This is a genomic window from Arcicella sp. GW821-FHT09D11 (genome assembly GCF_059416265.1).
Window position 1 is genome coordinate 66,921 of sequence record NZ_JBWKOV010000011.1, and the last position, 16,239, is coordinate 83,159.

Consider the following 16,239-nt stretch of genomic DNA (forward strand, 5'->3'; position numbering starts at 1 on the left):
CCAAAAGCTACCAAGCCACCGTAACAGCTCCTTGTTTTTTTAATGTACCTCTTTCGGGGAAGTATTCAGCGGTGTAAGTAATCTGCCAAACGAATGAATCTGGTTTTACTAATACACCTTTGTATTTGCCATCCCAACGGTCTTCTGGACGTTTAGAGATGAATAATAACTCGCCCCAACGGTTAAATACCTTTAATTCAAAATCTCTGATATGAGCTGTAAATACCTGAAATGAATCATTCTGGATATCACCATTAGGCGTGAAGATATCAGGCACTAAAATACTAGGTTCGCATCTATCTACCACATTAGTACTTGCGCGACTAGTGCATCCTAATGTGTTGGTTACTTCTACGGTATAAATTCCTACGTTTGATACAAAGATAGTTTGGTCGGTTTGCCCAGTTGGGAACCATCTATACGTTTGCCCTGCTCCGCCACCAGCATCCAATTTTATCGGTAAAGCATCTGGCACACAAAGTGGTAATTCAGATTTTAAAGGAATAAAAGGAGATGGCAATAAACGAATAATAATATCATCAGTAGCTCTGCAATTGCCAAGATTAGCATTTAACGTATATGCCCCTTGCTGAGTTGGATAAATAAAATTAGTTGTTTGTCCCGTATTCCAGCGATAAGTAACGCCCGATTCAAGGTTAGTACCAATAAAATCAAAACCATTTCTACAAACGTCTCTATCTGCTCCTAAATCTACTTTAGGCGATTGAGCTATTTTAATTATACTAGTTGAACTGCCAACACAACCATTCGCACCCGCTACCTCATAACGTACAATATCAGTTTGTGGATAAGAAGAAGGCGTATAAAGTCCACCAGGAGTTACATTCGTTCCTTTCCAAACCCCTGCTACTGGGCTCGCTAATAACTGTATTGGGCGACTATTTTCGCATACTTCATTCGGGACATTAGGATTGATAACAGGAACAGGCTTGAAAGAAACTAAAGATTTGGCTGTACTGACACACTTTCCAGTAGCATCCATAACTGTTACAGTATACTGACCAGCCCTAGAAACCTTGATTTCAGGCGTATTTTCACCCGTACTCCATGATATCGTTCCAGTGTTAGCATTATTAGCCTTCAAAACAATCGTATCGCCTTGACAAACCAATGGAGGCACAGTAATGCTTGTAACCGTTCTTGGGCGAATGGCGATGACTAAATTACTTTCAATATACTTACAGCCCGAAGGGTCTGATAAATCTAAGGTATAAGTGCCAGCGCCAAGACCGCTAATTAAGTAATTTCTGGATGATACCAATATTGAACCCACAGAACCACTTCTAACAGAAGCGTCAGGATTGCCATTCAATTTTAAATCATACGTGGTAGGTTGCACACCACTATTCGTATTGACAGTAAAAGCGATTGAACCGCTATTGAGTACGTCGCAATAGGTATCAGTCGGTCTTACAATAATGTTTGGATTAGAACCCAAAGCCAATAAAGTAATATTGAACGTAGTATCACAAGAAATTGTACTTTGAATAGATACACGGTAGCTACCTGCCTCTATGCCCTTCAATGAACTTTGTGTTTGACCTGTTATGGCAATACCGTCTTTATACCATACAAACGTATAGGTATCAGCAGGGGATAAGTTCAATATATCAATTTGCCCGTCTTTAATATTACAGCTACTCGGCAGTTTTCTATTGACAATAAAACTTGGTTTTGGCAATGTTCGTACCGTGACTTGGTCTTTTACTTCACAATTCGTCGTACTCTCTTTAACTGTTACTGCATAAGTACCCGCGCTAGTTACTACTATACTTGGTGTAGTTTGTCCAGTATTCCATAAAAAAGTAGTTGTTGTGCTAGTGCCAGCATTGCTTGCAGATAAAACGAACGAAGCATTCTGGCAAATGGTAGTATCTGCTCCTAAATTAAAAGGCTTGGCTGCATACAAATTTACATTTACAGAGTCTTCGGCCATACAACCATTTTTCTCTACCAATACCGTATATTTTCCAGACTTCGTGGCTACTAAAGTACGAAGGGTATCTCTAGGCGAAAAAGTACCATCTATTAACCATGCATAGTGGCTATTAGGAAGGTTATTCGCTGTAGTCAGAGTAGTAGTATTCTGACAAAGGTTAATATCATTGCCTAAATCAGCATTGGGTATAGCAAATATTTCGAACTCCTGTGGAGGTAGTAACGTATCGGACAAACATTGATTACCCATGTTGACAAAAACATGGTATTTACCTGGGGCAAGGAAAGTATAAGAAACCTTTAAGCCTGCATCACCTGCACCACCCGTTACACTATAAACGGGTGACCCGACGGGCGTATATTTCCCATCATTGCCAGCTTGAGGAGCAGGGCCGGCATAAAATCTCCAGTTGGTCTTAGTATTTTTAAAGGTTTCTCCCTCACAAAGATGATTCGTCTGAAAATTAGAAGGTGACCCAAAACAAGTATCTGAAGCCATAATACCCACACCAGAGCTTTTGGTGACTACAAGAGTTGCCGTAGTGGGTAGTCCTAATTGACTAGTTTTGCCACTTAGGCTAAAGGCATCCCTTTGGTAGTATGAAGTATCAATTTTTATTTTATTAGCATTGGTATAAGATACAGTATCATTGGGCAGTTTTATCACTCCCAAGGTATCAGTACCTTGAACGGCAAGATAAATTTTCCCATCAGGCCCTAGCTGTACCGAACCATAATATTCTTTTTTGGAAGAATCTAACGTGATTTTTGAGGTAGCCAAAGATGTTGAGTCACCTTGGGTTAAATCATAGCGTAATAACGAAGAATACGAATTGGGCTTTTTAATGGTATCCGCCTTCATCGTTACAAACAGTGTTTTACTATCTGGAGAGAATTCAATGCCATACACCGTTGGTGGAGCTGACCCTAAATCAATAATTCTTTTATTGGTAATTGCTCCCGTCGAATCTGCAAAGTCATACACTTCTACGAGATTTCTTGCACCGCCAGGAATGGCAATGGCTAATTTAGTGGCATCTTGCGAGACCTTTAAATATCCCTGCGCTTTCTCTACAGAATCTATTTTGGAACCAATATTAATCGTTTTAGAAATAGAAATACCATTTTTTGTCACACGATACATACGGTAAGTATTTGTATTATAATCGTGTGAGATGACCCAATAAGTAGAGTCTTTTTTTACAAAAGTTGAGATAAGGTTTTCAGTCGAAGAAACGTCGTCTAAAGGAAGGTTTTTTTGAATAACTTTCCCTTTTCCTTCATTCAATCGGATATCAACAATTGAATACGTTAATTTCTTTTCACCATTAATTTCTGTGGTAGTAAAAATATAATAATATGACTGACAGCCTTGACAGCTAGGCTGAGGTACAATCACAGCCGATTGGGTGGAATACGAGCTTCCCTTTAAAGTATCAGCAGGATTAATCGCACCCATTTCGTTTCCGTCTTTGTCATATACTTTTCTACCGTCGGTATAAAACAATAAATTACCATTTTGGTCTGCTATCGACGATACCCCTTCTACGGTATTTAACTTTCCTTCAGTATCTGGCGTGGCTGAACCATTAGAGAACTTAATACCAGCATTATTTCCAAAGAACCATGAGGTTTCTGGTGGTTTGGGTGGAGGAGGTACACAAAGTTGAACATTGATTTTATTTTGAGCCGAACAGCCAGTTATCGTATCGGTTACTTGTACCGAATAACAGCTTGTTGTATCGGCAATTAACGTCTGCGTAGAATCACCTTTAGGAAACCAGCGATATTTATATTGAGGTTGTGCGCCGCCATTTCTATAAGGGTCTAATAGTATTGTATTGCCCTTACAAATCGTTGTGTCTTGTTGTGATGGTGTTTGCCCCAAAAAGAAAGCTTGTGGAGGAGCATTAATCGTAATTGTTTTTGTATAAGTTACAGGAACACCATTTTCTGTACGAATAAGTGTTACCAATTTAGGGCCAGGGGTAGAATATAAGTGTGCAGGATTTTGTAAAGTAGAAACGTTTTTTAGGGTACTACTAGGGTCACCAAAATCCCACCGCCAAGCAGTTGCCACTGTTGTGCCTAAATCTTTAAAAATTGTTGCTGCTGTAGAATCTGAACATTCCGACAAACAAGTTTTTGTTGCACTGAATTGAGCACTAGCCGTGTTTGTACAAACCCATGTAATAAAAACAGAGGTGATGAGCAAAAAAAAACGATGTATGCTACTAATTCTAAACATTCTTTCGTTATAAAAAATAAATACTCTTTGCTTTTATATAGACAGCTATTATACCTAAAAGGTTGGATGTGAAAATACTTATTATAAAAATTGATTTTAATAAAAAAATCTTCTTTAAATTTAGATTTTTCTGTGTTAAATAAACTAGAGTTTATTGTTCATCGTTCAAATAAACAAAATTATCAAGCACCGATAATATAAACGAAATTTATAAGAGTATAGCACTTTTCTAACGGAATATAATGCTTAAAATTATAGAAAACACAAAATGGTACAAAATTATGTAGATAAAGTACATTTTGTAGATAAAAGTATTATTTAAAGAAAAATATCTTATTAAGATTTAACATTATGATTTACTGTTGATAAAGATGCATTTAACCATTCCGAATTCCATGTTGAAAAGAAGTTTCCTGTTTGTATTTTGTATGTTAACTTGGTCTTTTGCAGAGGCACAAGACCCTCAATATTCACAGTTTTATGCAGCACCTATGTTTCTTAATCCAGCTTTTGCTGGGTCTGCTAAAGCAGCTCGTGTCAGTTTAAATCACAGAAATCAGTGGCCATCGTTAAGTGCTAACTTTGTGACGTCTTCACTTTCGGCTGATATGTATTTAGATAAAATCAATAGTGGCGTAGGGATATTACTTACCTCAGACCGTCAGTTTACTAACTTGGTAACAACGGATATTGGTGCTTTGTATTCTTATCACCTTAAAATAAATGATGGATTAAGGGCAAATTTAGGGATACAAGGTTCGTATGTAACACGTGGTGTAAATTTTGCAGACTATACGTTTGGTGACCAAATTAATACTTATTTAACTACAGGAGCATATCCACGTTATTCGTCTGATCAGATTTTACAAGGTGGTAACAATTTGACTCCTCAATTAAAATATTGGGATTTTTCAACGGGTGCTCTTTTGTATGGGGAACAATTTTGGGTGGGGGCTTCATTCCATCATATCAATCAACCTAACCAGTCATTTTCTAATGCCAATGCCGCTTTGCCTATGCGCATAGGTATTCAGGCAGGCTATAATATTCCTTTGGCCGACTATATGTTAGGGAATAATCTTGGCGATGCGGTTGATAAAGAAAAAAGTATTACTCCTGTAGTTCACTACAGACGTCAAGGACAATCAGACCAATTAGATGTGGGTGCTTATTTAACTTATGCTCCTATTGTAATTGGGGCATGGTACAGAGGTATTCCTTTGAAATCTTATAAGAAAGATAATGTAAGTATCGTTAGCCATGATGCCTTGGTGTTTTTGGTAGGCTATCGTCAAGATAATTTTTCTATTGGCTACAGCTACGATGCCACCATTTCTTCTCTAAGCTCGACAGGTGGTGCTCACGAGCTATCAATTTCTTATATTTTCACGGATTTGATTCAGTCTAAAAAGAGTAATCGTCCAAGAAAAGGAGAACTAAAGTGCCCGAAGTTTTAAAATCTTTATACAAAGTCTGATTTTTCTAAGGGCTTGATAATTAATAAAGTAAAAAGCAACAAAAGCTCACTTATGACAAGTGAACTTTTGTTGCTTTTCATATACAGAATAGTTTTACTCTCCTAACTTCTTATAACGAATACGTTTTGGCGTAGCATCATTGCCTAGACGTTTTTTACGGTTTTCTTCATAATCAGAGAAGTTTCCTTCAAACCAATATACTTGCGAATTACCTTCAAATGCTAAAATATGCGTCGCGATTCTATCTAAGAACCATCTATCATGGGAGATGACTACTGCACAACCCCCAAAGTTTTCGAGGGCTTCTTCTAAGGCACGTAATGTGTTTACGTCCAAATCATTGGTAGGCTCATCCAGCAATAGAAGGTTGGCGCCTTCTTTCAGCATCATTGCCAAGTGTACACGGTTACGTTCTCCACCTGAAAGATTACCAATTTTCTTTTCCTGATCAGCTCCATTGAAATTGAATTTACTTACATAGGCTCTGGCATTTACTTGCTTGCCACCCAACATCGTATGTTCTGTACCCCCAGAAATGGTTTCAAAAACAGATTTTTCACCTTTTAATTGATTATGTTCTTGGTCAACGTAAGCCATTTGTACGGTATCACCCACTTCAAATGTTCCTGCATCTGGTTGAGCTTGTCCCGTAATCAATTTAAACAACGTAGTTTTACCCGCACCATTTGGCCCGATTACTCCAACAATACCAGCAGGCGGTAACGAGAAGGTAAGGTTATCAAACAATAATTTATCTCCGTAAGCCTTTGTTACATTGTTTACTTCAATTACTTTATTCCCTAAGCGTGGACCAGCAGGGATAAATAATTCTAGCTTATCTTCTTTCTGACGGTTTTCTTCCGACATCAATTTGTCGTAGGCCTCTAAACGTGCTTTAGATTTTGCCTGACGCGCTTTCGGCGCCATGCGCACCCATTCTAATTCACGTTGTAACGTTTTCTGACGACGAGATTCTGTCTTTTCTTCTTGCGCTAAACGATTTTGTTTCTGCTCTAACCAAGAAGAATAATTTCCTTTCCATGGAATACCCTCACCTCTGTCTAGTTCTAAAATCCAACCTGCTACGTTATCTAAGAAATAACGGTCGTGGGTTACGGCAATTACTGTTCCTTTGTATTGACGTAAGTGTTCTTCTAACCACAAAACAGACTCGGCATCCAAGTGGTTGGTAGGTTCATCTAATAAAAGTACGTCTGGCTCTTGTAACAACAAACGACACAAAGCAACACGGCGTTTTTCACCCCCAGAAAGGTTGGCAACGTTGGCATCCGAAGGCGGGCAACGCAAGGCATCCATCGCTCTTTCTAAGCGAGTATCTAGTTCCCAAGCATTATAATGGTCTAGTTTTTCTTGAACCTCACCTTGGCGTTCTAAAAGCTTATCAAAATCTGCATCAGGGTCACCAAAAGCTTCGTTGATGTCGTCAAATTCTTTCAACAAAGCTACAATTTCAGCCACGCCCTCTTCTACTACTTCCTTCACTGTTTTGGTTGGGTCAAGCTCTGGCTCTTGTTCCAACATTCCGACAGAATAACCCGCCGAGAAAACAATATCACCAGTATAGCTTTTGTCTTTACCAGCAATAATTCTTAAGAGTGAAGATTTCCCAGAACCGTTTAGACCTAAAACTCCAATTTTTGCTCCGTAGAAAAATGATAAGTAGATATTTTTGAGTATTTGTTTTTGGGGTGGAACGGTTTTAGAAACACGTTCCATAGAAAAAATAATGGTTTCCTGACTCATCGGGTTAATTTATCGTTTAATGTAATTTTTTATCGATTCAAAAAAATGCCAAAGTTTATGCAACAGAAAACAGATTTACTTGTCATTTAATTAGTATCAATTTATTTCAAATAAATTTTATAATCATTTATTCAAAGATAGTATATTTAATCAAAGCCTCCTTACCTTTCTTGTATGATAGCTGTATTTGTCATTTAAATCGCTTAATTTAAGCAATACGTATATTTTACAATAATAATTTAACCATTTGAGGTTCACTTATATTCATTTATCGTTTATTTTGGGCTGTATTTAAGCGTTAAAATAAAAAAACTATGAATAGATTGATAATGTAAACAAATCATTAGATTTTTTGCTGAAAATCAGTAAATTGCGAAAAATTTAGGTGTAAGAAGAGTTTCCATTTTCAAAATTTGTTAATTTTAGAATTTTGAAATTATTTTCAATTAGATTCGTTTCATTAATAATAGAAAAATCAGACTTTTTAAACAATCGCAAAACTACTAAAATAAATTCAACCTAAACCATGAATCTCTTAGAGTTATGAGCCTTGCCAGACACTCTAATCATGTAATGTAAACCAATGGAAAATACAGTTAAGAACTCCGCCGACTATGGCTATTGTAAAGATGGTAAGGTCTTTTTGAAAGGATATTCAGAATATCCAGAACGTCAGATTGGTGTTGTTAGAAACACAGAAGAGGAGGCCTTACAATATTTCGTTAATCGTTTTACGATTGCTGAAAATAAAGTAGCCTTACTTTTTGAACAAGTAGAAGAAGCTCAGAACAAAGGTTCTTACCTTACCAAACTACTTCAGCTTCGCAAAAATCTTGTAGAATTTGATGGCTTAGGAAATTTTATGCCCTTACTCGAACGTTTGGATGGCTTAGAATTGGAATTAAGAGAGCTTATTCTACACAACCAAATCAAAAATCTTGAAATAAAAAGAGCTTTGATTGAAGAGTTGAGAGAAGCAAGTAAAAGCGAAGAGTGGGCAGAAACTACAGAGGCCATTATGGAAATAAAAACCAAATGGTTAAAGACTGGTCCTGTTGACAAATCTTTACAAGATAGCGTTGAAGAAGAATTCAATGCGATTGTAGATGATTTCTTTGTGAGACGCCGTGAGTATTATGCTGAGAAAAACAGAATCATCGACGAAAAATTAGCGACACTTCAACGCATTGTTGATGATGCCCGTAATTTACGTTATGAAAAAGATGTAGATGCTGGATTCCTTAAAATCAAGGATTTACAACGCGAATGGAAAACAATCAGTCAGGTTCCGCCTAAAAAGCAAAGCCAACTTTGGAAACAGTTCAAACGTTCAAGTGATTTCTTCTTTGAGCGTTATAACCGTGAGAAAGGTATTGTATCAACACCAAGAGTTGATCCAAGGTTACAACAGATGAAGGATATGACCACCGAATTGGAAGGATTGTTCAAACAACAAGAATTGATTCCACAAACTTCGGAAAAGGCAAAAGGATATTTAGTAAAATGGAAAGAGCTATCGGCTCTTGCCAAAAATGTTGATAGAGGAATTGCTGAACGTTTCAGAAATATCTGTGATAAGATTTTCGAAATGAATTACTTATTAAGAGTAATCAGCTATCGCCACCCTGCTTTACATGAAAAGCCAAGAATTGAGCAATTGAAAATCATGATTAATCAAATGGATTACATGACTAAGAAAGAGAAAAACGAACTAGATTCATTTATCTCTGATGCTAATTACAATGGTCAGATGGGAGATAAGTTGGTGATGAATAAAATCAACACACAAAAACGTAAAATCTCTATGAAAGAAACATTACTAATTGAGTTCAAGAAAGAACTTGAGATTTTGTTAGATCAGTAGATTTTGTTTAGACTTTAAGATTGAAGACTCAAAACAAAAGGAGTAAGACTGAGGATTACTAACAATTTGAATTGAGATAAGAATATAAAAGCCTCCCGATTTGTATCAGGAGGCTTTTATATTCTTATTACTTTACATCCTCAATAGACCTATATACGATATCCATTACTTTTCTTCGGATTTTTAAGGCGTTTATTTTATTGTTACTTACAGAAGGGTTTACTCTGTTTGATAAAAAGATAAATACTAACTCTTTCTCTGGGTCTACCCAAACCAACGTGCCTGTATAGCCTGAATGTCCATAAGAATTGGGTGAAACCGAGGCTGAAATATAATTACTTTCACCATCTGCTGGAAGTTTGTCCCATCCTAAAGCTCTTTCTCCTTTTGTAGAAACACTGTTCGTAAAAGTGTTTACGGTTTCTTTATTATAAAAAATCAAGTTATTAATACTTCCTTTTTCAAGGTTCATCTCAAACAGCTTCACCAAATCTGACGCTGAACTAAATACACCAGCATGACCAGATACGCCACCGAGCATCGCTGCCGTCTGGTCTTGAACAGTACCTTGTAGATTTCTTTCTCTGAACAAACGGTCGTTTTCAGTAGGGGCTATTTTGGCTTTTTCTGTTCTCTTTAACGGATTAAAGCCTGTTGTTCTCATACCTAGTGGCTCATACAGATAAGACGCCGTAAAGACATCTAATCCTTGCCCCAAGATTCGTTCCACTACATGTTGCATAATCATCAAGCCCAAATCACTATAGACATAGCTAAAAGAACCATCACGGTCGTGTTTATTAATTAAAGGCGATTTTATTACCCATTTCCAAACAGAGTCTCTAATAGCCGTTTTGGCATACATATCGTCTGCAACTTGCAATGGATAATCTAATGATTGCGTGGTACTATAAAACTCTTTTTTCCATCCTAAAGGAATACGTGTTCTTTCCCAAAATGGAATATAAGCAACCAACCCTGCCTGATGCCAGAGGATGTCGCGGATAGTCATATTTTCTTTATTAGTTCCTCTGAGTTCTGGAAGATAAGTAACTATTTTTTCATCCAGATTAAGCTTCTTTTGGTCATAAAGATACATAACGGCTTGAAGCGTTGCTGATACTTTTGTAACTGATGCCAAGTCATATACCGTTTGGTTAGTCACTGGTGGGCTATTGGGTTCATATCCAAGTTGCCCATAGTTTTTATTCAAAATGATTTTACCTTTTCTAGCAACTAATACCTGACACCCTGGGAATACTTTTTGATTAATGGATGAAACAATAATGGGGTCAATACCTTTAAGCTCATCAGAACTCATGCCCACGCTTTCGGGAGATGCTTTTTCTAATTGCCCTTGTTTTCTTAGCGTAATGCCATCCCCTGCGATGTATAGATTTTCTACAGAAACTGGCAATTTTCCCGTAGCGGGTATTTGCCCGAATAATACTTTTGCCATTGCTGCATAAGCGGCATCATCGTCTTCGTATCCACACACCAGATTAGAGACTTCTGGAAAGAATTTTAAACTATAAGGATTACCAAACACACATACTACGATATTGGGTGTCTTTTTTTCAAGTCTTTTGATAAAATCCTGTACGCCATAATTCAAGTCTAATCTACTGGCAGATTTTTTATTGATATTATGAACACTTAGAATGACAGTATGGGTAGAGTCTACGTTTTTGAGTACCTCATTGAATAAGCCTTCATCATTTTTGGCTACGCTAGCATACTGTGCCATTGGTACAACAGCACTTAAAGCTTGTTGAAAACGGTTGTTAGTGGCAATATCTAAGCTGACAGAAACCAGCTTATTATTATCTGGTGCAAGGGGCAAAAGTTTTCTAGCATCTTTTACCACAGTAATGGCATTGTCAAATAACTCTTGTTTGATTTGTTGTGCCTGAGGAGTATGTAAGTCTTGATATAAATTATTGGATTCGATATACTTGAATTGATTTAACCCTACCCAATATTTGGCGTGTAATATTTTCTTTACACGACTATCAATTTCTGTTTGCTTAATCAATCCCGACTGTATGGCATCTTTGATTTTATTGATGCCTTCTGGAATATTTTCAGAATATAACAAGATGTCGTTTCCTGCTACAAAAGCCTGCAAATCTATTTCAGCCGACGATACTCCTTGTCCATTCCGAACGCCTTTCATATTCAAGGCATCGGTAATTACCAAGCCCTTGAAGCCCATTTCTTTTTTTAAAAGATTGGTAATGATGCTCTGTGAAAGCGTTGCTGGTCGCCAATCATAAAAAGGTATTTGTAAGTGACCAACTATCATACTCTTGATAGAATCATCAATCAATTGCTTGAAAGGAACCAATTCAATATTATGCATACGTTCGAAACCATACGACACTTGTGGGAGTGTAAAGTGCGAATCGGTATGGGTATCGCCATGACCCGGAAAGTGCTTGGCACAAGCCAAAAGCTGATTGTTTTGCATGCCTTTCATATAGGCACTACTTTTAGCCGCTACATTTTCAGGAATTTCGCCAAAAGAACGAAAACCAATAATAGGGTTTTGTGGATTAGAGTTGATATCTACTACGGGTGCAAAATTCAAATGAATCCCTAAGCGTTTACACTGACGGGCAATCTCTGTACCCATGTTGTAAATCAGTGAGTTATCTTGGATGGCTCCCAACGTAATTTGTTTGGGAAAAGCCATCGTAGCATTGACACGCATAGCCAAACCCCATTCGCCATCGATGCCGATTAACAAAGGTATTTTGGTAGTTGACTGAAAACGATTGTTTAAATTAGCATAAGCCGTAGGGTCGCCCTGAAAGAAAATTAACCCACCGATATAATTATTTTGAATAAGGCTTTCTAGCTTTTTGAAATGAGCTTCCCCGTGAGTAGGGTTTACCGCCACCATAAAAAACTGACCAATTTTTTGGTCGTTATCCATCGTAGCAAATACGCTATCAACCCATTGGGTTTCTAGTAATTGACTATTGTTAATGAATTTGGTTGGATTTAATACACGTTGTTTCTTAACAAATTGCTTTGTTACAGTTGCTTCCTTTTTTGCCGTTAGGGAATATAAAAAAGTATTGTTTAATGCTCCGATAAGGGGTAGTTTTAGTACGAACCAAAGGAGAATAAGTGTAATCGAAAACCAAGAAAACTGCTTATACATTTTATCAATTAATGGTTGGGATACAAATAAAAAAGATACGAATTTACAATAAAATTAACGCTAATTAAATAGGAAGAGAAAATTTGAAAGTATAAAAAAATAAACCTAAATGATAATACAGGTTAGTTGGAGGAAGATCGGATGTATTAAAATACTAATGCTTAGAAGTACTCAGATAACGAAGAATAGGGGAATATTATGCGGATTCTTGATAGATTTTGTTTGGAATATTTTAAGCTTAAAAAAAAATATTCACAAGTCGGTGTCAATGAGAGGAATAGCTTTATTAACAATAAAAAAGTCAGCCCAAATCTGAACTGACCTTTGAATACTAAGCAAATAGCAATTTATTGTTTATGAATATCTGAACCACCTGAAGAGCTTGATTTTACAACTCTAGCATTTCCTTTGTGATATACGTCGCTACCACCAGTAGCAGAAATACTGATTTCTTTTTCAGCCCATACATAAGCGTCAGAACCACCTGTAGAGGAAACACTGCAATAGCTTGTTTTTAATCCAGTAGCTTTTAAATCACTTCCACCTGTTGAAGTAGCTTTAAATACAGTAGCAGTACCTGTTAAAATAACATCTGACCCTCCTGTTGAGTGACACGTAAGTTCGTCAGCATCTACTTCTAGTTTAACATCTGACCCACCTGTTGCGCTTACATTCAGTTTAATTAAATCTAATTTGTTTTCTGAATAAACATCAGAGCCACCTGTCGCAGAGATACTCGTAATATCTTTAATCGTAACGTACACTTTTACTGGTTTTGAATTCCAGTTGAACCAACTCCATTTAGAGTTTTCAACATAGATATTCAAGCCCCCATCTTTGATTTCAGTAATGATATTATCTTGTTTGTCTTTATCAGCACTAACCGTTACAGATTCAGCACTTCCTTGCTTGATGTATAAATCAATACCGCTGGTAACACGAATCGTTTTGAAGCCCGTAATTGAGCGGTTTTCTTTAGTCGTTTGTGCCGAAACCTCGATAACAGAGATGATGGTAACAAGTAATATTAAAAGAGATTTAGTTAAATTTTTCATAATATGTTAATTGATTGTGAATGAGTAAATTGTGAGTTAGTGATCCGCCACCGCGGTTATAAATGGATGATTAATATCGTTCTCTAATATTGTTTTGATAGCGAAATACCATTTACTATAATCGTTCAACGTGATTACCTGATTTCGAAATGAAGTAATCACTTATGCTCAATTCTCTCATAAGATGCAAAGCAGTCATTAAAGGTTGCACTAGTTAGGAAAAGAAATTTTACCCATAGATACTGATGGAATCCCTTTTCTAGTACCAAAGTCAGATTCGCCCCCTGCTACGGTTTCATTCGCTAAAATAGCGAAGAGTACAGCTTCTTTAGCATCGCCCGAAATACCTAAATCGTCTGTTTTAAAGAAATTGGCAGGAATCAATTCTTTTAGCCATTGTACTAATAAGGGATTATGCATTCCTCCGCCAGAAAGATAGATATTGAAATCTGCTAAAGATTGTGAACCTACAGCCCAATGAATGGCCTCGGAGATGGTTTCAGCACTAAAACGGGTAAGGGTAGCCAATAAATCGTTTACTGAAATATTTTCAGTCCTACTGATTACCTGAGCATTTTTGACATAATCAATACTAAATAATTCTGGGCCAGTGGTTTTTGGGAAAGGACTAAAAAAGAAATCATCGGCCTTTAATACTTCAAGCAATCTAGCATTTACGATGCCTTCTTTAGCAATATTGGCATCTTTGTCATAAGCCATTTCTGGGAAATAAAATCTTGTAAATGCATCTATTAATGTATTCCCCGTCCCCGTATCGGTAACAAACACTTCTTCTGGGTTCATGCTGGCAGGTAAGAATGTAAAATTGGCAATACCACCCATATTAAGCATAATGCGGTTTTCGCCTTTCTTACCAAAAATATAATAATCGCCATATACGGCTAATGGAGCACCTTCGCCTCCTGCGGCAATATGTTTTTGTCTGAAGTCTGAAAGTGTAATAATATTAGTTTTTACTGCAATATGGTCGCCATCACCAATTTGTAAAGTAGCATTAGTGAACATTTCCTGTTGATGCAAAATTTTAGGAGCATGCATAACGGTTTGTCCGTGCGAAGCTACTAAATCTACCTCTTCACTAGTAATATTCCACTTTTTTAAGCAATCCAATATCATTTCAGCATGAAGTAAACCAATCCATTCATTCAGCAAAGCAAGGTGCTGAAAGTCAATCGTTTTTTTAGCAAATACTTTCCTGATTTCAGTTTTAACGGCATCAGAATAATCTGCGGTTTCAAAATTTAGAAGGGTTACTGCGGTGTCTTCGCCACTACCAGTTATTTCACAAAGGGCTACATCAAGGCCATCCATTGATGTGCCAGACATAAGACCAATAATTTTACGAGAAGATTTTCCTGCTAGTTGATAAAGTTTTTGTACGTTTTTATTCATGGATTTTTGTATTGAATGAATATTAGCTATTCTATTATTATATAGGGCTTAAATACCTCGCTAATATATTTTTTGCCCGCAGATTCACGCTGAAAAAATACGCTGATGATGCAGATTATTAAATATCACATAATCTCTAATAATCTCCGTAAATCAGCGGTTTAAAATCTCTGCAATCAGCGAGTAAAAAAATACTCGTTATTTACGCTGAAAAAATGCACTCATGATGCAGATTAGTAAATATCACATAAGCTTCTACAATCTCCGTAAATCAGCGGGTAAAAATCCCTATTATTTTTTCTCAACCAATTTACTAAATCTAACCTTCATCACATAAGTCAGAAGGGTTAAAATAATTAAAGCAATGATACCTTCTTCAATATGGTTTGAAGAATTATTGGCTGGGTCTGCATACCAAATATAAATTAAAAAGGCGATTAGGATAGCCTCAACTACAATAAATAAAGACAAGATAGCTACAACCGTTGATAATAAAAGAGGACGAAGTTTATCAAAAACCGATTTCTTATTTTCCATTGTCAAAAAAATAGGCGGATTCAAAACCCGCCTTATATTATTTCTTATTATATCATTAATGCATTAAAAGAAAAAGCCACCCACTCTAAGTACTAACGGACTTCCATAAGGAGAATTAAATTTATCGTAAGTCAAATTATACAAAGCAGTAATTTGGAAACCTCCAAAACCAAAGCCAATACCTGCTAAAGTTTGAATAGGAAACTCATAAGACGTTCCCGAGTATTTATAATAATATTTTTGTACTTCTGCCTGAGCAAACATATTTGAAGCAATATTATCTAAAAAATGTAAACGATATTGTCCAAAAACACGTGGCCCATATTGATTCTGAGATACGCTGTATGCTTTATAATACTGGTAGTCGAGAGCAAAGCCAACAATAAAATCATTAGTAGCTTGATAACCTACCATTGGTGAAACTCCAATAACTGTTGGGGTACCAAACTGCAAGCCATTGAGGCCTCCTCCAAATTTAAGTCTTTGTCTGAAAGGTAAATCTCTTACATCTTGTTCTTCGTCTAAATCCCGAACAGAACTATCTTGTTTGATAACAACAGGAGCTTGTGAAAAAGAAGTGGTATAAGCAGTTATAGAAATTAGAATAATGAAAAGTAATTTTTGCATGGTTATAATTTATTAGTTTCTTAGAAACATTGATAGAATCCGCTAATTTAACGCAAAGATTAGCTATTTTCTTGTAAAGCACGAAACAATCTTTTTAGAAAACGTGTCTGATTATAAGGAGGTTC

The 16,239-nt window shown here is 36.5% G+C and carries 9 protein-coding genes; 2 read left to right on the forward strand and 7 right to left on the reverse strand.

The features are described 5' to 3' along the window. Positions 1–7: 7 nt before the first annotated feature. A complete protein-coding gene (locus AC07N0_RS20935) occupies positions 8–4,207 on the reverse strand; it encodes a T9SS type B sorting domain-containing protein (protein ID WP_494590855.1) in 4,200 nt (1,399 codons plus the stop codon). Between the two features lie 395 nt (positions 4,208–4,602). Here AC07N0_RS20935 and AC07N0_RS20940 point away from each other — a divergent pair, with 395 nt between their 5' ends. Beyond that, the gene (locus AC07N0_RS20940; RefSeq protein WP_494590856.1) at positions 4,603–5,664 is read left to right on the forward strand and encodes a PorP/SprF family type IX secretion system membrane protein; all 1,062 of its coding nucleotides are present in this window, start codon (positions 4,603–4,605) and stop codon (positions 5,662–5,664) included. Positions 5,665–5,778: 114 nt separating this feature from the next. On the opposite strand, the gene ettA is transcribed toward AC07N0_RS20940, so the two are convergent. Further along, positions 5,779–7,449, reverse strand: coding sequence for an energy-dependent translational throttle protein EttA (ettA, locus tag AC07N0_RS20945; RefSeq protein ID WP_492801241.1), 1,671 nt, complete (start codon positions 7,447–7,449; stop codon positions 5,779–5,781). A 583-nt stretch (positions 7,450–8,032) separates the two neighbouring features. On the opposite strand from ettA, the gene AC07N0_RS20950 reads away from it, so the two are divergent. Then, entirely contained in the window at positions 8,033–9,313 is a 1,281-nt protein-coding gene (locus AC07N0_RS20950) for a DUF349 domain-containing protein (RefSeq protein WP_492801242.1), read from the forward strand. Positions 9,314–9,440: 127 nt separating this feature from the next. Here the strand turns inward: AC07N0_RS20950 and AC07N0_RS20955 are convergent, their stop codons facing one another. The 5 genes from AC07N0_RS20955 to AC07N0_RS20975 form a co-directional block, all read right to left on the reverse strand. Further along, positions 9,441–12,482, reverse strand: a complete 3,042-nt coding sequence (locus AC07N0_RS20955) for a serine hydrolase domain-containing protein (protein WP_494590857.1) — start codon at positions 12,480–12,482, stop codon at positions 9,441–9,443. Positions 12,483–12,829: 347 nt separating this feature from the next. Further along, complete coding sequence (locus tag AC07N0_RS20960; protein ID WP_492801244.1) at positions 12,830–13,537, reverse strand: head GIN domain-containing protein; 708 nt, start codon at positions 13,535–13,537, stop codon at positions 12,830–12,832. Between the two features lie 210 nt (positions 13,538–13,747). Next, positions 13,748–14,950: an anhydro-N-acetylmuramic acid kinase gene (locus AC07N0_RS20965; RefSeq protein WP_494590858.1), complete on the reverse strand. Its 1,203-nt coding sequence runs from the start codon at positions 14,948–14,950 to the stop codon at positions 13,748–13,750. A gap of 291 nt (positions 14,951–15,241) precedes the next feature. Then, positions 15,242–15,487 (reverse strand): hypothetical protein, encoded by a 246-nt coding sequence (locus tag AC07N0_RS20970; protein WP_492801246.1) that lies wholly within the window; start codon positions 15,485–15,487, stop codon positions 15,242–15,244. A 63-nt stretch (positions 15,488–15,550) separates the two neighbouring features. Then, complete coding sequence (locus AC07N0_RS20975) at positions 15,551–16,114, reverse strand: hypothetical protein (protein ID WP_494590859.1); 564 nt, start codon at positions 16,112–16,114, stop codon at positions 15,551–15,553. Positions 16,115–16,239: the final 125 nt, after the last annotated feature.